A 20,737-nucleotide genomic window follows, 5' to 3' on the forward strand; every position below is an offset into this window, starting at 1 on the left:
ACTCAACCTGCGCTAGCGAGTGATTTGGCCAAAATTTCTTTCAGCTCATCGCGCAATGCTTGCGCCTCCCCTTGCAGGCGGGCGTAGTCGGCCAGCAGTTGTTCAGGGTCGTGGCTTTGAACATCGCCCACATGTGGGTTCTTCTGGTCCAGGTTGTAGTTGGCCGCTTTGATCTGGTCGATGCTGACCTTCCAGGCGAACTCGTTCTCCACACGGGTGGCAAAGGCATCCGCCTCGCTGCCCCACCATGCCTTCTCCACTTCGAACTCTTCAATGCGGATAGGCTTGGTCTTGTTGTAGTTCTTCACGCCCGCCGGATACGGGTGCTCGTAGTACCACACGTCTTTGGTGGGTGTGCCCTTGCTGAAGAACAGCAGGTTGGTCTTGATGCCGGTGTACGGTGCAAACACGCCGTTGGGCAGGCGGATGATGGTGTGCAGATTGCACTCTTGCAGCAGTTGCTCTTTGATGCGCGTTTTCACGCCTTCGCCAAACAGCGTGCCATCGGGCAACACTAGCGCCGCCCTGCCCTGGTTTTTGAGCAGGTGCTTGATGAGCACCAAAAACAGGTCTGCCGTTTCCTTGGTGCGCACATCAGCCGGGAAGTTGTTCTCCGTGCCTGGCTCCTCAACCCCACCGAATGGCGGGTTGGTGATGATGACGTCTACCCTGTCTGCCGGGCCATAGTCCCGCAGAGGGCGGGTCAGTGTGTTGTCGTGGCTGATCTGGCTGGGCACTTCTACGCCATGCAACATCATGTTCGTGGTGCAGAGCATGTGGGGGAGTTGCTTCTTCTCCACCCCGCGCACGCTGCGCTGGAGGACGCTTTGATCGTGCTCGTTTTTCACCTGCTTGCGCAAGTGCTCCAGAGAACATACCAGGAAGCCGCCCGTACCGCAGGCAGGGTCCATCACCACTTCGCCCAACTGGGGGTTGACCATGTCCACCATGAACTGCGTGACAGCGCGGGGGGTGTAGAACTCACCAGCGTTACCCGCCGACTGCAAATCCTTGAGGATTTTTTCGTAAAGGTCGTTGAACTGGTGGCGCTCGGCTTGGCGGTTGAAGTCGATGGCGTTGAGCTTATTGATGATCTGGCGCAGAAGCTGGCCGCTCTTCATGTAGTTGAAGGCATCTTCAAACACGCTGCGCACCACGTAGCCACGGGGGTTGCGTTCGGCATCTCCGGCAATGGCCTTGAGTTTGGGGAAGAGCTGCCCGTTCACGAACTCCAAAAGAGCATCTCCGGTGATGCCCTCCTCATTGATAGCCCAATTGCGCCAGCGCAGTTCCTCGGGAATAGGGCTTTGGTAGCTGTCGCGGGTCATCTCCAGCTCTTCCTCCTGGGCGTCAAACACCTTCAGAAAGAGCAGCCAGGTGAGCTGGGAGATGCGCTGGGCATCGCCATCTACGCCACTGTCTTGGCGCATGACGTCTTGGATAGACTTGATAACGGAGGAGAGATTAGACATTCAGGTTCAGACAAGTACGGGAGGATGCAGGTGCAGCCCCCAGTGGACGACTAGGTTGGAGCAGAGGCGTAAAGCTCGTGCTCTAGGTGCTTTACGGCAGACAGGTATTGTGGCCGCCCACCGAAGCTACGAATCAGCTCCACGGGGCTGCCAATGGTGTTTAGGGGTTGAATGCGTAGGACGTCGTCACTCTCAATCAAGGTGATGCCTTCGTCCGAGTATTTGTCCAGCAATGCGTCGATAACTTTGCGGGCTACGGGGCCGTACTGCGTGAACACGTTGCGCTTTTTGACCCGGTTGGCCCGCTCGCGGCGGGTAAGCGGGGGCATGTTCCAGCCCACATGGAGCAATAGGTCAAAGGGGTCCAGGTCTTTGCCGACCTCCTCCGCCAAGGCTTCCAAGAGAACGCCATGCCCTTCTAGCTCCTGGATGAGGACCGCTTTGCGGTCTGCATCGTTCCAGGTCTGGAGGAAATCATCCAGAGAAGTAAACCGGTTGGCTAGGTTGATGCGGGTGTAATCGCGCACGCTCTCGGTGATGAGCTTGCCTTGGGCATTAAGGTACTGAACACGTTCTCGGGCGACTGCCACGGTGACAGTGCCACCCACGATGTAACGCTTAACTTCCGCCTCACCACCCTCATAGCCAGGAGCCATGGGACTGGAACCTGGGAAGCTGTCCAGCGGGTCTTCTCCGCTCATAGTGCCGATTACTCCGGGCAGAGGAGACTCCTCCGGAGGGTCAATCGGCTGCGCTCCCTTGGGCTCGTAAACCTGCACTGGGTCCCCATCAAAGTCTTTGTCCGCAAAGATGTCGGTCGCCCGCTTGAAGTCGAGGATGGTGAACCACGTCTTGCCAAGGTCTTCTCGCAGGCGGGTTCCACGGCCAATGATCTGCTTGAACAAGGTCATCGACTTGATGTTCTGGTCCAGCACGATGAGCTTGCATGTTTGAGCGTCAACGCCTGTGCTCATTAGCTTGGACGTGGTGGCAATGACGGGGTAGTCCTTCTCCGGGTCGATGAAGTTGTCGAGCTCCTTCTTTCCTTCCGCGTTGTCACCCGTGATCTGCACCACGTACTTGGGGTTGTCTTTGCAGATGTCCTGGTTGGCGTTGGAGAGCGCTAGCCGCATGCGGCTGGCGTGGTCGATGTCTTCGCAAAAGACAATGGTTTTGTCGAAGCGATTCGTAGCCTTGAGGTACTCGGTGATCTTTGCGGCCACGACTTCGTCGCGCTTCTCTAGAACCAGCTTACGGTTCATGTCGGTCGCGTTGTAGACGCGGTCTTCAATGACGTTGCCCAACTTGTCGGTCATGCCCTCTGTTGGACGCCAGCCGAAAGTATCTTTGTCCAGGTCTACCCGGATGACCTTGTACGGAGCGAGGTAACCATCCTCGATACCTTGGCGCAGGGTGTACTCGTACACCGGCTCGCCAAAGTATTCGATATTGGAGACGTCTTTGGTCTCCTTGGGAGTAGCGGTCAGACCCACCTGGGTGGCGCAGCTGAAGTAGGTCAGGATGTCGCGCCAAGCGGAATCTTCGTCAGCGCTGCCACGGTGACACTCGTCCACCACGATAAGGTCAAAGAAGTCTGGGCTGAACTGCTTGTAGATGTTTTTCTCCTCCTCCGTGCCAGAGACAGCCTGGTACAGAGAGAGGTAGATTTCGTACGACTTATCGACGACCTTGGTGCTCTTGTTGACGGCCAGCTCCACCTCTTCGACGTATTGCTTGCCTGTGTCGGCATCCACGCGCTCTACGCCCTTGGCATTGGGGCTGAGCTTAGCCATTGCCCCCTTGAAAGGGCGGAAGTCATTGACCATCGTCTGGTCGATGAGCACGTTGCGGTCAGCCAGGAAAAGGATGCGCTTCTGGCCGGAGGGTTTGTCGGAGCGCCAAGTGGATTTCCACAGTCGATGGATGATCTGGAAGGCGGTGTAGGTCTTGCCAGTGCCAGTTGCCATGACCAAAAGCACTCGCTGCTGGCCACCTGCAATGGCCTGTACGGTGCGATTAACGGCGTTGAGCTGATAGTAGCGCGGCGTTTTGCTGGGAGCGTAGGGGTACTCCGCAACGCTGCGCACCTCCGGAGTCCAGCCTTTCCATCGGCAATACCGATCCCACAGCTCAGCGGGATTCGGGAAAGCATCAAGGCTCAACTCGGTTTCCAGAACGCCAGTTGCCAATGTGGCGTCTCTGAAGATAAAGCCATCTCCGTTGCTGGAGATGGAGAACGGCACGTTCAACAATTCGGCATAGGCAATGGCTTGAGCCATACCCGCTCCAATGCTGTGGTTGTTGTCTTTCGCCTCGATAACGACCAGCGGAATGTTGGCCTTGAAGAAGAGTACGTAATCCGCCCGGAGGATGGACTTTTTGTCGCGGCTTGCCTGCTTGCCACGCACGACCACGCGACCTGGCCGCAAGGTGTATTCCCGGTAGATTTGTTCGATCGTGTTCCACCCTGCCCCTTGGATGGCAGGCGTGATGAACTTCTCGCAGATGTCCGCTTCCGATAGCTTTTTCTTGTCCAAACCGCTCCCCTGAGGGGCTGGCTGCGCCTTCTGCCCCGGTTGTGTTTGTTGCTACGAACGATTATTGACGAAGTTCTACCGATTTTTTGCGCTGAACTCTTCGGTCAATAGTGGGGCGCGGTACGCAGGCAAGTGCTATCAGGGGGAAGTGACGGTGCATTGCTGCACGCTTGTCATCTCCATCTTGCCCAAGCCGGGCAAAAACACATAGCCAGTGTCGTATTTATTAGCTGGCAAGCCTGACTGAACGTCAAATGTCGTCCACCCCTTCATTGCGAAATCAATGTTGGCTTCTTTGAGTTGACACTGCACTTCCGCCTCGTATTCAATCACTAGGGTTGGCCTGTTGTTGATTAGCGTAAGTCCAGCGACCTTGTAGGAAGAACGCTTGGGCTTGCCTGGCACACCAATCGCGAGCTCGCACAGGTTCCCCTTCAACATTTCGATGCTCTGTCCCTGCGCTATCGGTCTGCCGATGACTGAATTAGTCAATGATCTGACCACATCCATCAATTTACCGTAGCGCTTGATGACCTGCTGTTGCTCAGCGGGAGTCAAATTTAGGCTGGTCCAAATCTTGGGATCAGCGTCGAGAAGCTTCTTCCCGTCCGGCTGCGACTCAAAACCAATCTTGACCTCAGCGCCACCTGAAGAGTTGGTCACCGTGAGATATTTCTTTTGCGTTTGTGCATCCAGTTCAACGGCGAACATCGCCGAGTTTGTGGTCACCTCAGATTTATCTGCAACCGCCAGCGTGTCTTTGGAATTGCACATACTCTTTGATCCCGATACCAAAGACAGCGTGATCGAATCAACGATTGGCTGCGTTGGATATGGGTTGGTTTGCGCCCATGCCCACGAAACTAAACAAGCCTGTGTGGCCATGACTGCGGCTGCGAGTTTGACCGCCCTGCTTCTAAATATTCCCATCTGTTCCTCCCGTTACGGGCTAGACGGCGCAGGTTCTCCTTGAACCTGATACCTACGCCCCTGATGTTGCTTCTTCTGCGGCGGATTATTGTCGAAGATTAGCCTCCAGGGCTCGGGTGGCATGTGAGCTACTGCGGAGATTGCAGGCCAAGCCGCTATCACAGTGATCCCGAATGGATTGAGATCTCCGGCATCCAAGCGAAGGCTCCGATCCGTCTGGAGAATTGCGATGCCCAAATGCGGAGAACCAGGCTGTGTATGGGAAACCCGGACGAGGTGAGCATGAGTAGCAGGGGGTTCCCAAACCAATCTGGCCGTACTTCGCTGCTCACTCTCATCGTCGAAGTTGAAATGCAGCACCATCACAAATAGTCAGAGTTGATGAAGACAGCAAACCCCTCATTCGTTTTTTTAACGAATAGCCTCAAGGGAAATGGGTTTCCCTTGTCAAGTTTTCTCACCCTGCTTTTGACGTCTCTCACGTATACATCTGCATCACAGTCATACTCGTTTCTCTGGCCTGGCAGTAACTGCAATCCAGCCCACACCTGAGACGATTCATCGCATAGCCTGAAGTACTCCGATGAGAACATTTCCTTGGCAAGCTCTGTATCGAATGGTACGAACCCCTCTGGCACAGAGTTGTAGGCCATCCATAGCTGCCTTATTACCTCTCTTGGCAGAGCTCCGTTGGTCACAAAGTCATAACTCTCTGTTTCTGAATCTTCGTACTTCGTATTCTTTGACTCTTCGTTGTGTGTCAAATTTGACAGGCCTAGGCTGTCACTTTTGATGGGGGTAGCCGTCAGATTTGATTGCCCATCCTCTTCATGTTTGGCTACACCAGGCGTATTTTTTCGCCACTTTGTTTGATGCGCTTTGGACCTCTTGGTCTTAGCGCGGGTGTCATTCCAATGGGAGGGCCAGTGTCGCATCTGAAGGTTCCGGCGTTCCGAACCCGCTTTTGTTTGCTTCACTTCATATGTCAAATAGCCAGCAGCATCGAGTCGCTTGATACTCCGTGCGACTGTGCTTGCACTGACTCCTAGTTCTCTAGCGATGTGCGACTGATATGCCCTCCAGTTTGAAGAGTACGACTTGATAAACGCAAGAATGCGGAAATCCTTGTCTGTGATGCGTTTGTCTTTGATGACCGAGGAGTACATTTTTGCGAAGCTCTCCTTGCCCGATGGATGTGCGCCAGAGCCTTCATTTTTTCCTCCGGTCGACTCTTGATTTAGTGGAGACCCGTTGTCCGAGCTCGTTTGATTTATGACATTTCGATCAGTCATTCAAGCTTCTCCCCACTTGAGCCAAAGTTCGGAAAGTGCCTTTGTCGCAGACTTTCGAGTTGAGAAATCCCTCACGCAGTCACCCTTGAATACCTGAAAAGTCAGGCGTCCCTCGGTCGAGGAAATTACGATGAACCGATATCCGAAGAACTCGAAACCCTTCGCTAGAGAGTCAATGCTGACCTGGGACCTACGCCTCTCGATCCCGCAAGAAGTGGCACTGATACGGGTCCAGAAGCAGGGGTGCTTATCACTTCTCATGACTTACTCCTGCCGTGATTTGCATTTCGAGCCAAGCACGAACAGCCCCTACCTGCCAGGCTGACACCCTCGCAGAGAGCTTGACCGGAGGAGGAAAAGATCCCTCCTTTACTTTCCGCCACAAAGTAGGCGCGGAGAACGGGAGCGGAGAAACGGAGTTTGGCTTGCCCCTGGGGCGAACTAATTGAGATTCTCGAACGTACGCGCTGTCCGAAAGATCATCGAATAAACGAACTGTTTTTGACATGAATTGCCGTCCTTTGAGGTGAAATGAGACGGCGTGATCATGAAAAAAGCCTGATCACATGTCAGGCTCAGAAAGTGTCACGGATTGGACTTGACAAGCGCTCTCTGAACGGTTGATTCACTAATGCAAAACTTCTGTGCAGTCTCCTCTTTGGCAACTTCATGGGTTTTGCCCTCGGCGCGAAGCTTATTGAAAAATTCTTGAATCAGAAGATTTTTTACGTCGCCACCAAGCCAGTCATCAAAGAACCCCTGGCTGGCAAAGCGATCCAGCGCACTCAGGAGTACCGCTGGGTCTTTGTAATCGAGCGTTGCTTGCTCTTCAGGAGGAGCTTCGGGATTAACGCAAAGTATTCCGTCCGGCTGTTCCTTGGCTCGGCGGTACAACCGGACCAAGTCCGCCGCGTATTCGCGCTCTGATGCGCTCGCTCTGCGTCTAGCTGGGCACATGGACGACCTCCGCCGGTGAATTAGTCTGTAAAGAGGGCCCGAGTCTCAACTGATCAAGATAATCAGCCCATCGCTGCATCATTTCCCGACGGGCAGGAAGGTGGGTTGTACGGTTGTAGGCCCTGCCGTTGGCGTCTTTCACGGCGTGCGCCTGTTGGTGATCAATAAGGTCAACCCGCTCACCCAAAACCTCGTCCATAATAGTTCGGGCAGTTGCCCTGAAACCATGGGCCGTCTGGATTTGATTGTCGTATCCCATGCGGCGAAGAGCAGTATTCAAGGTGTTCTCGCTCATAGGCCGATCGCCCGAGAGAAGGCTCGGAAAGACGTACTTTCCATGGCCAGTAAGCTCAAACTGTTTTCTCAGAATGTCGACTGCTTGCGTGGGCAATGGAACATAGTGCTCAATCCGCATTTTCATTTTTGCGGCCGGGATTCTCCACTCCGCTGCATCCAGATCGATCTCTGCCCATTCGGCATGACGGAGCTCTCCAGGACGGACAAACAACATCGGCTCAAGCTTTAGCCCTGCGAGAGTGTAGGGGTGCCCCTGGTATCCATCGATTGCACGAAGCAGGTTTGCGAGTTCGGTGGGTTTTGTGATTCCAGCCCTATGACCGCCCACATGCTTTTCAAACGCACCTCTGGTGCTGGCAGCGACATCATTCTTCGCCAGTTGGTGAATGATGGCGTATCGCCAAATCTGTGAGCAGATTTGACGCACTCGCTCCAAACTGTCCAAAGCACCTCTTCGCTCCATGTGCCTCAAAGTCTCGATGAAGTCCACGATCTCGATCGCGGAAATAGGCTTCTGACCGATGTGTGGGTAGACGTCATGCGTGAGCCAAGCTGTGATCTTTTTATGGGTGGATGCCGCACGGGTGGCTTCCGTCTTGATCAACCACTCCGTGGCCACCGCCTCAAAAGTGTTGGCAAGCTCCCTCTTTTTGGCCACTTTGGCGTTTCTTTTTGCCAAGCTAGGGTCTTGGCCTTGCGCGAGTAGTACCTTGAGCTCCTGATGGGCTTTGCGCGCCTGCTGGAGCGTAACTTCCGGATACACCCCATAGGCTGCGGTCCTCTGTCTACCGTTGAATCGATAGGCTCCGCGCCAGTACTTTCCCGTCGAAGTGACGTGCAGGTACATGCCCTGCCCGTCCGAGTGTTTCTCACCCTGAGGTGCCCCCTTATGCTTTACCGCCTTAACAAACGTATCCGTAAGTGCCATGTTTTCACCCTTGTTGGTATCCGAAATACCAGCACTGTTGGCATAACAACAAAAATACCAACTCGCCCGTGAGCTTCTATGCTACCGAGTGAGACGACTCGAGACAACAAAAAACCCGCTATGCCAAGGAAGCATGCGGGTTTTGAGAGGATCTGAGACTATTTAAAAGTATTGAATGGTGCCTGAGACCGGAATCGAACCGGTACGCCCGTTATTCACGAAGCGGCGGATTTTAAGTCCGATGTGTCTACCTATTTCACCACTCAGGCACGGGTGTCTATTGTCAAACAAAAATGCCCCACCAACCGAGGCTGACAGGGCATTTCGACCAGATAAATCTGGAGGCGCGGTCCGGAGTCGAACCGGACTAACCGGATTTGCAATCCGGGGCATAACCGCTTTGCTACCGCGCCGACTTTTCAGTTTCCCCAACCTAGGGAGAGGAATAAAAAAGGGAAGCAGGCGCTTCCCTTTTTCGGAATTGGAGCGGGAAAAGAGTCTCGAACTCTCGACCTCAACCTTGGCAAGGTTGCGCTCTACCAACTGAGCTATTCCCGCGTTTCAAGCCTCAAATTATAGCGTCATTTTCAAGCTGTCGGAGCAAAGTCAAAAAATTTTTGCATTGCCCCGACAGACGTTCAATGCTTCACAGCGGGCGCAGAGGCGTCCGAAGAAACCGCTTGCACCGAAGGAGGCACCGGCTCTTCGTCAGGCAAGGGAACCGGCTGTGACTCCAGAGCCAACTCAAGCACTTGGTCGATCCAACGTACAGGCACTATCTCGAGTCCGTTCTTGACGTTTTCGGGAATGTCCTGCAAGTCTTTGGCATTCTGCTCAGGGATCAAAACCGTCTTGATTCCACCGCGCAAAGCAGCAAGCAATTTTTCTTTCAAGCCACCGATCTCGGTGACTTCACCTCGCAAGGTGATCTCTCCCGTCATGGCAACATCACCGCGGACAGGAATACCAGTCAGCGCGGATACAAAAGCAGTAGCCATCGCTGCGCCAGCGCTCGGACCGTCTTTAGGTGTTGCACCATCAGGTACGTGTATGTGGATGTCTTTCTTCTCAAAAGTTTCATCCTTGATTCCCAAGCGACGGGAGCGACTGCGAACCACAGTGCGCGCGGCCTCCACAGACTCCTTCATCACATCCCCCAATGAACCGGTGCGGGTAATGACACCCTTACCGGGAGTCAAAGCAGCTTCGATCGTCAACAAATCTCCGCCGACCTCAGTCCATGCGAGTCCCACCACTTGGCCTACCTGGTTTTGCTCTTCAGCGCGACCATAGGTGTAGCGACGCACCCCCAAGAAATCATTCAAGTTCTCCGCGGTAACGACCACTTGTGCCTGCATTTTCTTGAGCAAAAGGCCCTTGACGACCTTGCGGCAGATTTTGGACAGTTCGCGCTCCAAAGATCGGACACCCGCCTCACGTGTGTAGTAGCGAACAATGTCGCGCACAGCATCCTCAGACACAGAGAGCTCCGCATCCTTCACACCGTTGTTTTTCATCTGCTTGGGCAACAGATACGTGATGGCAATGTTGGTCTTCTCGTCTTCGGTATAGCCCGACAGACGAATCACCTCCATACGGTCCAGCAACGCTGGTGGGATGTTCATGGAGTTGGAAGTCGCCACAAACATCACGTCACTCAAGTCGTAGTCCACTTCTACGTAGTGGTCGCCAAACTTGTTGTTCTGCTCCGGATCCAACACCTCCAACAACGCACTGCTGGGGTCGCCACGGAAGTCCGTGCCCAGCTTGTCGATTTCATCGAGCAGGAACAATGGATTACGTGTGCCAACCTTGGAAAGGCTTTGAAGAACCTTTCCTGGCATCGCTCCAATGTAAGTTCTCCGATGACCGCGGATCTCCGCCTCATCGCGCATACCGCCCAACGCCATACGTACGTATTTGCGGCCCGTGGCCTTGGCTATGCTTTGGCCCAAGGAAGTCTTACCTACCCCGGGCGGGCCTACCAGACACAGGATGGGCGCCTTCACCTTGTCGACTCGCTGTTGAACAGCAAGATATTCCAAAATGCGGTCCTTGACTTTGTCCAAGCCATAGTGATCTTCATTCAAGACGTTCTCGGCATTCGCCAGGTTGTGTTTGATCTTGGTTTTGGCAGTCCAAGGCAGGCCGGTCAGCACTTCAATGTAGTTGCGTACCACCGTCGCCTCTGCAGACATGGGAGACATCAGCTTGAGTTTCTTCAACTCGGCTTCGGCCTTCTTCAACGCCTCCTTGGGCATCTTGGCAGACTTGATCTTTTTTTCGATCTCTTCGATGTCTGCGCCATCTTCACCCTCGCCCAACTCCTTCTGAATCGCCTTGACTTGCTCATTCAAATAGAAGTCGCGCTGGTTCTTTTCCATCTGGCGCTTGACCCGACCACGGATCTTCTTGTCGACATTCAATATGTCGACTTCGTGTTCGATCTGCTCAAACAAATTTTCCAAGCGGTCTTTGACCTCAGGCAGACTCAAAATGGCTTGTTTGCTGTCCAGCTTGAGCGGTAGATGCGCAGCAATGGTGTCAGCCAAGCGACCAGGGTCGTCAATGCTGGAGATGGAAGTAAGAATTTCCGGAGGAATCTTTTTGTTGAGTTTGACGTACTGGTCAAACTGCTGCATTACTGCACGACGCAGCGCCTCCACTTCACTACCGGCTTTACGGCTTACGTCCGTCGCCTCTGCAGGCACTTCAATAGGGGTAACGTTCGCTGTGAAATGCAGTTCACCTTCCGAGATCTGGTTGACGGTAGCGCGCTGATGCCCTTCGACCAACACTTTGACAGTGCCATCAGGCAGCTTCAACATTTGAAGGATGGTGGATACACACCCCACATCAAACATATCTGAAACCACCGGATCATCCTTGGCAGCCGCCTTCTGGGCCACCAACATGATGCGGCGCTCTGCCTCCATGGCCGCTTCCAAGGCTTTGATGCTCTTGGGGCGCCCCACGAATAGCGGAATCACCATGTGAGGAAAGACCACCACATCGCGCAAAGGCAATAGAGGCAGTTCTAAGGGGATTGCAGGCAAGGGAATATGGCCGGACATAGGAAAACCTTTACGTTACCTGTGGAATATGGACTGCAAAGCCCGGATTTCAAGCACAACCCGATTATGAAAAACCGGGCAACCCCACAAGTGGGATTGAATACCCCCAAAACCCTTGCTTATCAGGCTATTGGGGGCCATTCCGGCTACGCCTTCTTGGCAGACTCGCGATAAACGAGCAATGGAGGCTTGTTTTCTTCGATGGTGGATTCGTCCACCACTACTTTTTCAACGTTGCCCGCATTGGGCAACTCATACATAGTGTCAATGAGCGATTGCTCCAGGATGGATCGCAAGCCTCGGGCACCAGTTTTGCGGATCAAAGCCCGCTTGGCGATGGCCTTCAGGGCAGCAGGACGGATCTCCAGCTCCGCACCCTCCATCGCCAACAACTTGGCATATTGCTTGACCAAGGCATTCTTGGGCTCAGTCAAGATCTGAACCAAGGCTTCTTCAGTAAGCTCAGCGAGGGTTGCCACCACAGGCATACGCCCCACTAACTCGGGAATCAAGCCGAACTTGATCAAATCCTCAGGCTCAACCTCTTTGAAAACTTCTGTCAATGCACGCTGCTGCTTGCTCTTTACCGCAGCACCGAAACCGATACCCGAAGACTCTGTGCGGCTCTCGATCACCTTTTCCAAGCCCGCAAACGCACCGCCGCAAATGAACAGGATGTTGGTCGTGTCAATTTGCACGAAATCCTGGTTCGGATGCTTGCGTCCGCCCTGCGGCGGAACACTGGCCATGGTGCCTTCAATCAGCTTCAGCAGAGCTTGTTGAACGCCCTCGCCCGACACATCGCGCGTGATGGAGGGGTTGTCGGATTTGCGTGAAATCTTGTCGATCTCATCGATGTAGACAATGCCGCGCTGGGCGCGTTCTACGTCGTAGTTGCAGCTCTGCAGCAGCTTCAGAACGATGTTCTCCACGTCCTCGCCTACATAACCCGCTTCGGTCAAGGTAGTTGCATCAGCCATCACAAAGGGCACATCCAGCATGCGCGCCAGAGTTTGGGCCAACAGCGTCTTGCCCGAGCCAGTGGGGCCGATCAACAGGATGTTGCTCTTGGCGAGCTCAACATCATCTTTCTTGGCTTTTTCTTTGTGCTTGAGGCGCTTGTAGTGGTTGTACACCGCCACCGCCAGAGTGCGCTTGGCAGGTTCCTGGCCGATGACATAGCTATCGAGGTTTGCCTTGATATCTGCGGGCGTGGGCAGGTCACTGCGCCCTTCCTTGTTTTCGGTGGTCGCCGGTAGCTCGTCACGGATGATCTCATTGCATAAATCGATGCACTCATCACACACAAAGACGGACGGACCAGCGATAAGCTTCTTCACCTCATGCTGACTCTTGCCACAGAAAGAGCAGTACAGGGTTTTTTCGCTGGTTGAGCCTTTTTTTTCGGCCATGGATGTCTGCCTTTTTTCGCTAAGTTAAGCAATGATAACCAAATGAAAACGGTGCCTGTCCGTCGGAAAGGCACCGTTCAGGTGGGCGCTTGGCCCGTCGCAATCAGGGGCGTTTTGCAATCACCTGATCTACCAGGCCATATTCCTTTGCCTCGTCTGCAGACAGGTAATAGTCCCGCTCTGTATCGCGTTCAATCTTTTCCAAAGGTTGGCCGGTGCGCTCCGCCAGAATCTTGTTCAGTTGTTCGCGGGTCTTCAGGATTTCACGAGCGTGAATTTCAATCTCTGTCGCCTGACCTTGTGTCCCACCCAAAGGCTGGTGAATCATGACCTTGGAATTCGGCAGCGAAAAGCGCTTGCCTTTGGCGCCGGCGGCCAACAGAAATGCCCCCATGCTCGCGGCCATGCCGGTGCACAAGGTAGACACGTCGGGCTTGATGAAGTTCATGGTGTCGTAAATCGCCATGCCGGCGCTCACAGAGCCGCCGGGCGAATTGATGTAAAAGGAAATATCCTTGTCGGGATTTTCGCTTTCCAGAAACAACAGCTGAGCTACCACGAGATTGGCAGTCTGGTCATTGACGGGCCCCACCAGAAAAATCACCCGCTCTTTCAACAAACGGGAATAAATGTCGTATGAACGCTCACCACGTCCCGATTGCTCGATGACCATGGGCACCATTCCCAGAGCCTGGGTTTCCATTGCGCCGGACATTCCGTATTTCACGTTCATAAGCTCTCCAAAATGTAGGGTGTAACTGTACAGAAAAAGACAGACAAAAATGCAAATGGGGCTTAAACGCAGGACTGCAAGTCCCGCGCAAGCCCCATTTCGCTGCGACGCAAAGTTTGCGCCTGCGCTTTGCTTTAGTTCTGGCCCATCAATTCGTCGAAGGACACGGACTTGTCAGTCACTTTGGCCTTGGACAGGATGTATTCGGTCACATTGTTTTCAATGACCACTGCCTCGACTTCAGCCATGCGACGGTTGTCACCGTAGTACCAACGGATCACGTCAGCGGGCTTCTCGTAGCTGGCAGCCAACTCTTCCACATGAGCCTTGATCTGCTCGGGCTTGGCAGCCAAGTCATTGGAGCGAACCAGCTCTGCCACCACCAGACCCAATCGCACACGGCGCTCTGCTTGTGGGCGGAAGATATCGTCAGGAATCGGAGCCTTGTCGGCGTCCTTGATACCGCGCTGCTTCAAGTCAGCACGCGCGTTTTCCACCATGCGGTCCAGTTCAGCTTGCACGCTGGACTTGGGCAAGTCCAACTCGGCCTTGGCAACCAAGGCATCCATCGCTGCTTGTTTGTTGCGAGCCAGCAGGCGGTGCTTGACCTCGCGCTCCAGGTTCTTGCGGATGTCTGCGCGCAGCGCTTCTACGGTGCCGTCGGCAATGCCCAAAGACTTCGCCAATGCGCCATCCACTTCAGGCAGGTTGGCGGCTTCGAGCTTCTTCAGGGTCACTAGGAAGTCAGCGGTCTTGCCGGCTACGTCTTTGCCATGGTAGTCCGCAGGGAAGGCCAAGGGGAAAGTCTTGCTTTCGCCGGACTTCATGCCACGGGTAGCGTCTTCGAACTCCTTGAGCATCTGGCCATCGCCCAGAATGAACTGGAAGTCAGCAGCCTTACCGCCAGCGAAGGGTTCGCCGTCGATTTTTCCTTCGAAGTCCACGGTCACGCGGTCGGTGTCTTGGGCCGCGGTGTCTTGTGCGCGTTGGGCAAAGGTACGGCGCTGCTTGCGCAGGATTTCAATGGTCTTGTCGATGGCTTCGTCTGTCACGTCCGCAGTCAATTTTTCGACTTCGGCACCCGCCAAATCGGCGATCTTGACTTCAGGGAAGACTTCGAAAATCGCGTCGAAAGCCATTTGACCTTCAGGAGAAGTTTCGCTTTCGGAAATCTTGGGCTGACCGGCGACACGCAGCTTGGCTTCGTTAGCGGCAGTGGCAAAGGCCTCGCCCACTTTGTCGTTCATCACTTCGTAGTGGACCGAATAGCCATAGCGCTGGGCCACGACATTCATGGGAACTTTGCCTGGACGGAAACCGTCCATCTTCACGGTGCGGGCCAACTTGCGCAGACGGCTGTCAACTTCGGTCTGGATCACGCCCACGGGCAGTGTCAACGTAATCTTGCGCTCCAGCTTTTCCAGAGTTTCTACAGTAACGGCCATCGTTCACTCCTAATGTTGGTATGGCAGGGATTTCACCTGCGGCATCGCTGGGATGCCATGTAAGGTTGGTGCGCGGGGGGGGACTCGAACCCCCACAGTGTTGCCACCGTCAGGACCTAAACCTGGTGCGTCTACCAATTTCGCCACCCGCGCAAAAAACAAAACACGGGAGCCGAGAGCCCTGCAGAACCCGTCTGCCAAGCCCCGACTTCCCGTTTGAAATCGGTCAACCCGCTATTTTAACCTGCAAGCGGGCCCCTTCTTTTCAAGTTGCGGCAGGAATCTCGCGTTTGACCCGGAACCACGCTGCATACATGGCCGGCAAAGCCAGCAAAGTCAGCACGGTAGCCACAATCAAGCCCCCCATGATGGCAACCGCCATAGGGCCCCAGAACACGGAGCGAGACAGCGGAATCATGGCCAGCACCGCGGCTGCTGCGGTGAGCACGATGGGTCGCAGACGGCGCACCGCAGATTCCACAATGGCGTCCCAAGCCGGGATGCCCGCAGCCCTGTCTTGCTCGATCTGGTCAATCAGGATCACCGAGTTGCGCTGGATCATGCCCATCAAGGCAATCACCCCCAGTAACGCAACGAATCCGAACGGACGCCCCAACAAGATCAGCGCACCGGCGACACCTGCAATGCCCAGAGGCCCGGTAATGAATACCAGTAGCGATCGGCTGAAGCTCTGCAACTGCAGCATGAGCAGCGTAAAGGTCAGGAACAGCATGATGGGAACACCCGCCACGATGGATGCAGAGCCCTTGGAGCTCTCCGCCACCGCGCCGGCCACTTCAATGCGATAGCCATTGAAACCTTTGGTGGCCCATTGCGCTTCCAGCGCTTTCATCTGGGGCAGCAACTCCGCGGTCACGGTTGCGCCTTGCATTCCTTCAACGATGTCACTTTGCACCGTGATTGCGTAATCCCGGTTCTCGCGCCACATCACACCCGGCTCCCACGTGAACACCGGCTTGGCGATCTGAGTGATCGGGATGGACTTGCCGCTACTGGTGGGCAGGTAGGCATTGGCGATGTCGGTGATGGCGTTGCGCTCATCCTGTGGCTGGCGCAGCACGATGTCGATCAGCTTGTCACCCTCACGGTATTGACCCACGGTCGTGCCGGTGGACAAGGTTTTGGCGGCCTGGGCAATGCTCTGGCTGCTGACACCCAATGCACGGGCCTTGTCCTGGTCGACCTCGAGGCGCAAAACCTTGACGGACTCGTTCCAGTTGTCGTTCACACCACGGGTTTTGCGGCTCTGGCGCATGGCGGCCTTGACTTCGTCGGCCCGATCACGCAGCACCAGCGGATCACCGCCTACCACCCGGAACTGCACCGGATAGGCCACGGGCGGACCGTTAGGCAGCAGCTTGACGCGGCCACGCACCTCGGGGAACTCGCTGGCCAACAAAGCCGGCAACTTCACCCGCAAGGACTCACGCACTTTCAAGTCCACCGGAATGATGATGAACTGCGACACGTTGGTTTGCGGGAACACCTGGTCCAGCGGCAAGTAAAAACGCGGCACACCGGAACCGATCCAGGTGCTCACCGAAGCCACACCGGCCTCCTGCATCAGGCGGGCTTCCACGCGCTGGGTAACTTCCTGGTTGTTGGCAAACGAAGTGCCTTCGGGGAACCAGATATCCACCAAGACCTCAGGGCGGCTGGAGTCCGGGAAGAATTGCTGCTGCACCTTGCCCATACCCACGATACCCAATGCGAACACCAGAATGGTGGCACCAATCGTCGTCCAGCGATGCTGCACGCACCAGTTCACTGTGCGGCGGAAAGCGTTGTAGAACGGAGTGTCAAAGTGCTCCTGATGAACAGATTCGCCGGCATGGTGCGGCTGGCTCTTGAGCAACCAGTTGCCCAAATAAGGCACAAAGTACACCGACACAAACCAGCTCAGGATCAGCGCCAGCACTGTCACCGCAAAGATGGCGTAGGTGTATTCGCCGGTCACCGACTTGGCCAGACCGATGGGCAGGAAGCCCACTGCCGTAATCAATGTGCCGGTCAGCATGGGCATGGCGGTGACTTCATACGCAAAGGTAGCTGCACGCACCTTGTCGTAGCCCTCTTCCATCTTGCGGACCATCATTTCCACGGCAATGATGGCGTCATCCACCAGCAGGCCCAGCGCAATGATGAGCGAGCCCAGCGAAATCTTGTGCAGGCCGATGCCCCAGTAGTACATGCCGAGGAACGTCACGGCCAACACCAAAGGAATCGTGATGCCCACCACCAACCCGGGACGCACGTCCAGGATCCAGCGCTTCCACAAAGGGTGGTTACCGGGCCGCTTGTGCAGGCCCAGAGCGATAAAGCTCACTGCCAGCACAATCACCACCGCCTCAATCAGCACCCGTACAAACTCGTTCACCGATGTGGAGACCGACTTGGGTTGGTCCTGCAACTGCACCAGCTTGATACCGGCAGGCAAGGATTTCTCTATGCCTACAAACGTTTTTTCCAGCGCGTGGCCGAGGGCGATGATGTCTCCCCCCTTGGCCATGGATACGCCCAGCGCAATCACTTCCTTGCCCTGGTGGTGCACTTTGACGGACGGTGGGTCCACATAGCCCTTGCCGATGGTGGCAATGTCTTTCAGGCGGAACTGGTTGCCGCTGGCGCCGCGGATCGGCATGTCAGCCAACTGCGCGACCGCATTGAACTGGCCGCCTACACGCACTTGCACCACGTCCAGCGGGGTCTGCACTGCACCGGCGGATTCCACCGCGTTCTGCTGGCCGAGTTGCGCCAGCACCTGGTTGAAGTCCAGCCCCAACTGGGCCAGACGCTTCTGGGAGATCTCGATGTAGAGCTTTTCGTCCTGCGCGCCGAACAGCTCCACCTTGGCCACATCGGGCACGCGCAGCAGGCGCTGGCGCACATCGTCGGCAAAGGTCTTGAGCTCGGCATAGTTGAAGCCGTCGCCTTCCAGCGCGTAAATCACGCCATACACATCGCCGAAGTCGTCATTGAAAAACGGACCGACCACGCCGCCCGGCAAGGTGCCGCGCATGTCGCCGATCTTCTTGCGCACCGTGTACCAGACGTTGGGAACATCACTGCCTTTGCTGGAGTCCTTGATCTGGAAAATGATCTGGGACTCGCCGGGCTTGGAGTAGCTGCGGATCTGGTCGGCGTACTGCACTTCCTGCAGCGTGCGCTCGATCTTGTCGGTCACCTGCTCTGCCACTTGCTGGGCGGTGGCACCGGGCCAGTAGGTACGCACGACCATGGCTCGGAAGGTGAATGGCGGGTCTTCGTCCTGGCCGAGCTGGAAGTAGGCGGCAGCGCCCAACAGCATCAGCACGATCATCAAATAACGAGTGAGCGCGGAATGGTCCAGCGCCCATTTGGAGAGGTTAAACCCCTTGCTTGGTTCTTGGTTCATGGCGACCTCACTTGCCGGCAGCAGAAGCCGCTGCGGCAGAAGGCGCTACAGAATCCATAGCTGCTGGTGCAGATGGGGCGGGCGCTACTGCGCCTTTTTCCTTGTAGATGGAAACTTTCTGGCCGGGTGACAGCACGTGCACCCCTGCTACCACCACCTGCATTCCGGGCATCAGGCCCTGGGTAATGACGGCGTCATTGCCGTCTGCCGTCGCCACCACTACGGGCTGGGGTTTGACTGTCATGGTCGCGCTGTCCAGTACCCACACGCTGCTTCCCTCGCCCGCCTTCAGCAGCGCCGAGGTCGGCAGCTTGATCACTTGCACCGCACCGCGGTCCAGGGCTTTGGGCGACACCGACACCGTGCTACCCAAGGGCAAGGCATCTTTAGCCTCCAGTGCCACCTTCACGGTGAAGGTACGGGTCACCGGGTCGGCGCTGGCAGCGACTTCGCGCACCGTGCCTTCCACCTGGGTTTTGCTCGCCCACACGCGCACATCCACCTTGGAGCCTTGCTTGATCAAAGCCACTTTGTCTTCAGGCACAGAAAACACCACATCGCGCGGACCATCCTGTGCAATCTGCACCACCGGTGTACCTGCAGCCACCACCTGGCCGACTTCTGCGGTCACTGCCGTCACGACGCCCGACACATCGGCCACCAGTGTGGTGTAGCCGGCTTGATTGCCTTGGTTGTTGAGCTGGGCCTGCGCCTGCTCCAGCTGGGCCTGGGCGGCTTTGAGGGCCGTGTCGCGACGCTCCAACTCGGCACCGCTGATGAAGTTCTGGTCGCGCAACTCTTTGTAGCGCTTGTAGTCAGCGGCTGCGAGGTCGCGGTTGGTCTGGGCTGCGGCCACCTGGGCGCGAGCGGCGTCAGCCGCCAACTTGTAATCTTGCGGATCCAGCTGGGCGATCACCTGCCCGGCTTTGACCGTCTGCCCCAGCTCCACAGCGCGGCGCACCACTTTGCCGCCCACCCGGAACCCCAGCCGGGACTCCACACGTGCCCGCACATCGGCAGAAAACTCCAGGCTCGACTGGATGCTGCCCACACCCACCGTCATCAGCTTGACAGCACGCACCGGCTCTTCAGAAGGCGCAGGCTTGGAACAGGCGGTCAACAGCAAGGCGCTGAGCAAAACCGGCGTGGCAAGAAGTAGTTTGTGAGGAGACATGGTGACAGCGGAGTGAAGGTGGACGGAGGGTCAAAAAAGCATGCATGACAAGTTAATGACCAGTTGGTTAGTAATTTAAGCGGCGCACTGATCTTTGTCAAGCTGCAGGCACAATGCCGCCCATGCCCGCCCTGCCCGATTCCGCTGCTCCTTTGGCCCCAGTCGCTGCCCCCATCACGCATTACGAGAATTTCCCTGTTGCCTCGGTGTTGTGCCCGCCCCACTTGCGGGCGCCGATTGCGGCGATCTACCACTTTGCCCGCACTGCAGACGACATTGCCGACGAAGGTGACGCCAACGCCGACGAGCGCCTGGCCGAGCTCGCGATGTACCGCAGCGGCCTGGATGACGCGCCCGAGGCACTGGCCCGCTGGCCCCAAGTCTTCGGCCCGCTGCGTGCCCAGCACGAGGCCCACGGCCTGCCCGTCCATCTGCTACATGCCCTGCTGGACGCCTTTGTGCAAGACACCAAGAAGACCCGCGACGGCACCGGCTACCGTGACCACGCCGAGCTGCTGGACTACTGCAGCCGCTCCGCCGACCCGGTGGGCCGCTTGCTGCTGCACCTTTATGGCGTGCAGGACGCGGAGTCCCTGGAAATGAGCGACGCCATCTGCTCCGCCTTGCAACTTATCAACTTCTGGCAGGACCTGAGTGTGGACATTCCCCGTGGCCGTTATTACCTGCCGCAGGAAGCCTGTGAGCGCTTTGGCGTGAACCAGGCGGATATTCTGGCGCGCAAGCAGACCCCAAACGCTACCAAATTGATAGCTGCTTGCGCACAGCAGGCAAGCGCCAGCATGCAAAAAGGTGCTCCTTTGGTACACCGCCTGCCCGGCCGGGCCGGCTGGGAGTTGCGCCTAGTGGTGCAAGGCGGCCTGCGCATTTTGGACAAGATCGCTGCCATGAACTACCGCACCCTGGAGCGCCGGCCCAAGCTGTATGCGTGGGATTACGGGGTGATGGTGTGGCGGGCTTTGTGGATGTGAATGCAAGGCACTGTTTCAGCTGCTGACTGCCACCCATGAGTGCCCATGCTGACAAGAGGCGGGCTGTGCGTTTTGCGTAGGT

At 56.1% G+C, this 20,737-nt stretch carries 14 protein-coding genes and 4 tRNA genes; 1 reads left to right on the top strand and 17 read right to left on the bottom strand.

What is annotated here, in order from left to right; genetic code table 11:
- Positions 1-2 precede the first annotated feature (2 nt).
- The 17 genes from AEP_RS04340 to AEP_RS04425 form a co-directional block, all read right to left on the bottom strand.
- Positions 3-1,472 (bottom strand): type I restriction-modification system subunit M, encoded by a 1,470-nt coding sequence (locus AEP_RS04340; RefSeq protein WP_087494258.1) that lies wholly within the window; start codon positions 1,470-1,472, stop codon positions 3-5.
- Between the two features lie 50 nt (positions 1,473-1,522).
- Positions 1,523-4,009, bottom strand: coding sequence for an EcoAI/FtnUII family type I restriction enzme subunit R (hsdR, locus tag AEP_RS04345; RefSeq protein WP_087494259.1), 2,487 nt, complete (start codon positions 4,007-4,009; stop codon positions 1,523-1,525).
- A 138-nt stretch (positions 4,010-4,147) separates the two neighbouring features.
- Positions 4,148-4,894, bottom strand: coding sequence for a hypothetical protein (locus AEP_RS04350; RefSeq protein WP_157673045.1), 747 nt, complete (start codon positions 4,892-4,894; stop codon positions 4,148-4,150).
- Positions 4,895-5,301: 407 nt separating this feature from the next.
- The gene (locus AEP_RS04355) at positions 5,302-6,231 is read right to left on the bottom strand and encodes a helix-turn-helix domain-containing protein (RefSeq protein WP_087494261.1); all 930 of its coding nucleotides are present in this window, start codon (positions 6,229-6,231) and stop codon (positions 5,302-5,304) included.
- A gap of 250 nt (positions 6,232-6,481) precedes the next feature.
- Positions 6,482-6,739 carry a helix-turn-helix transcriptional regulator gene (locus AEP_RS21205; protein WP_087494263.1) on the bottom strand — a complete coding sequence of 86 codons (258 nt, stop codon included), beginning with the start codon at positions 6,737-6,739 and terminating at the stop codon, positions 6,482-6,484.
- A gap of 77 nt (positions 6,740-6,816) precedes the next feature.
- Positions 6,817-7,125 carry a hypothetical protein gene (locus AEP_RS20605; RefSeq protein ID WP_157673046.1) on the bottom strand — a complete coding sequence of 103 codons (309 nt, stop codon included), beginning with the start codon at positions 7,123-7,125 and terminating at the stop codon, positions 6,817-6,819.
- A gap of 49 nt (positions 7,126-7,174) precedes the next feature.
- Positions 7,175-8,413, bottom strand: a complete 1,239-nt coding sequence (locus AEP_RS04375) for a tyrosine-type recombinase/integrase (RefSeq protein WP_087494265.1) — start codon at positions 8,411-8,413, stop codon at positions 7,175-7,177.
- Between the two features lie 176 nt (positions 8,414-8,589).
- Positions 8,590-8,682 (bottom strand) — tRNA-Leu (locus AEP_RS04380).
- Between the two features lie 70 nt (positions 8,683-8,752).
- Positions 8,753-8,826 (bottom strand) — tRNA-Cys (locus tag AEP_RS04385).
- A gap of 69 nt (positions 8,827-8,895) precedes the next feature.
- A tRNA-Gly gene (locus tag AEP_RS04390) sits at positions 8,896-8,971 on the bottom strand.
- An 80-nt stretch (positions 8,972-9,051) separates the two neighbouring features.
- Positions 9,052-11,487 (bottom strand): endopeptidase La, encoded by a 2,436-nt coding sequence (gene lon, locus AEP_RS04395; protein ID WP_087494266.1) that lies wholly within the window; start codon positions 11,485-11,487, stop codon positions 9,052-9,054.
- A gap of 146 nt (positions 11,488-11,633) precedes the next feature.
- Positions 11,634-12,899, bottom strand: a complete 1,266-nt coding sequence (clpX, locus tag AEP_RS04400) for an ATP-dependent Clp protease ATP-binding subunit ClpX (RefSeq protein WP_087494267.1) — start codon at positions 12,897-12,899, stop codon at positions 11,634-11,636.
- A 103-nt stretch (positions 12,900-13,002) separates the two neighbouring features.
- Positions 13,003-13,632, bottom strand: a complete 630-nt coding sequence (gene clpP, locus AEP_RS04405; protein WP_255413700.1) for an ATP-dependent Clp endopeptidase proteolytic subunit ClpP — start codon at positions 13,630-13,632, stop codon at positions 13,003-13,005.
- Positions 13,633-13,766: 134 nt separating this feature from the next.
- Complete coding sequence (gene tig, locus AEP_RS04410; protein WP_087494268.1) at positions 13,767-15,077, bottom strand: trigger factor; 1,311 nt, start codon at positions 15,075-15,077, stop codon at positions 13,767-13,769.
- A gap of 66 nt (positions 15,078-15,143) precedes the next feature.
- Positions 15,144-15,230: transfer RNA gene (locus tag AEP_RS04415), tRNA-Leu, on the bottom strand.
- A gap of 112 nt (positions 15,231-15,342) precedes the next feature.
- Entirely contained in the window at positions 15,343-18,492 is a 3,150-nt protein-coding gene (locus AEP_RS04420) for an efflux RND transporter permease subunit (protein WP_087494269.1), read from the bottom strand.
- Positions 18,493-18,499: 7 nt separating this feature from the next.
- The gene (locus AEP_RS04425; RefSeq protein ID WP_087494270.1) at positions 18,500-19,666 is read right to left on the bottom strand and encodes an efflux RND transporter periplasmic adaptor subunit; all 1,167 of its coding nucleotides are present in this window, start codon (positions 19,664-19,666) and stop codon (positions 18,500-18,502) included.
- A gap of 122 nt (positions 19,667-19,788) precedes the next feature.
- Between AEP_RS04425 and hpnC the strand changes: the two genes are divergently transcribed.
- Positions 19,789-20,655 carry a squalene synthase HpnC gene (gene hpnC / locus AEP_RS04430; protein ID WP_087497176.1) on the top strand — a complete coding sequence of 289 codons (867 nt, stop codon included), beginning with the start codon at positions 19,789-19,791 and terminating at the stop codon, positions 20,653-20,655.
- Positions 20,656-20,737 lie beyond the last annotated feature (82 nt).

Origin of the sequence: Curvibacter sp. AEP1-3 (genome assembly GCF_002163715.1) — a bacterium.
GTDB lineage: Bacteria > Pseudomonadota > Gammaproteobacteria > Burkholderiales > Burkholderiaceae_C > Allorhodoferax.

What these genes read in the sequence shown, in the direction of transcription:
- AEP_RS04340 (WP_087494258.1), bottom strand. Translation starts at nt 1,472, where the DNA reads ATGTCTAATCTCTCCTCCGTTATCAAGTCTATCCAAGACGTCATGCGC.
- AEP_RS04350 (WP_157673045.1), bottom strand. Translation starts at nt 4,894, where the DNA reads ATGGCCACACAGGCTTGTTTAGTTTCGTGGGCATGGGCGCAAACCAAC.
- AEP_RS04355 (WP_087494261.1), bottom strand. Translation starts at nt 6,231, where the DNA reads ATGACTGATCGAAATGTCATAAATCAAACGAGCTCGGACAACGGGTCT.
- AEP_RS21205 (WP_087494263.1), bottom strand. Translation starts at nt 6,739, where the DNA reads ATGTCAAAAACAGTTCGTTTATTCGATGATCTTTCGGACAGCGCGTAC.
- AEP_RS04375 (WP_087494265.1), bottom strand. Translation starts at nt 8,413, where the DNA reads ATGGCACTTACGGATACGTTTGTTAAGGCGGTAAAGCATAAGGGGGCA.
- lon (WP_087494266.1), bottom strand. Translation starts at nt 11,487, where the DNA reads ATGTCCGGCCATATTCCCTTGCCTGCAATCCCCTTAGAACTGCCTCTA.
- clpX (WP_087494267.1), bottom strand. Translation starts at nt 12,899, where the DNA reads ATGGCCGAAAAAAAAGGCTCAACCAGCGAAAAAACCCTGTACTGCTCT.
- clpP (WP_255413700.1), bottom strand. Translation starts at nt 13,632, where the DNA reads ATGAACGTGAAATACGGAATGTCCGGCGCAATGGAAACCCAGGCTCTG.
- tig (WP_087494268.1), bottom strand. Translation starts at nt 15,077, where the DNA reads ATGGCCGTTACTGTAGAAACTCTGGAAAAGCTGGAGCGCAAGATTACG.
- AEP_RS04420 (WP_087494269.1), bottom strand. Translation starts at nt 18,492, where the DNA reads ATGAACCAAGAACCAAGCAAGGGGTTTAACCTCTCCAAATGGGCGCTG.
- AEP_RS04425 (WP_087494270.1), bottom strand. Translation starts at nt 19,666, where the DNA reads ATGTCTCCTCACAAACTACTTCTTGCCACGCCGGTTTTGCTCAGCGCC.
- hpnC (WP_087497176.1), top strand. Translation starts at nt 19,789, where the DNA reads ATGCCCGCCCTGCCCGATTCCGCTGCTCCTTTGGCCCCAGTCGCTGCC.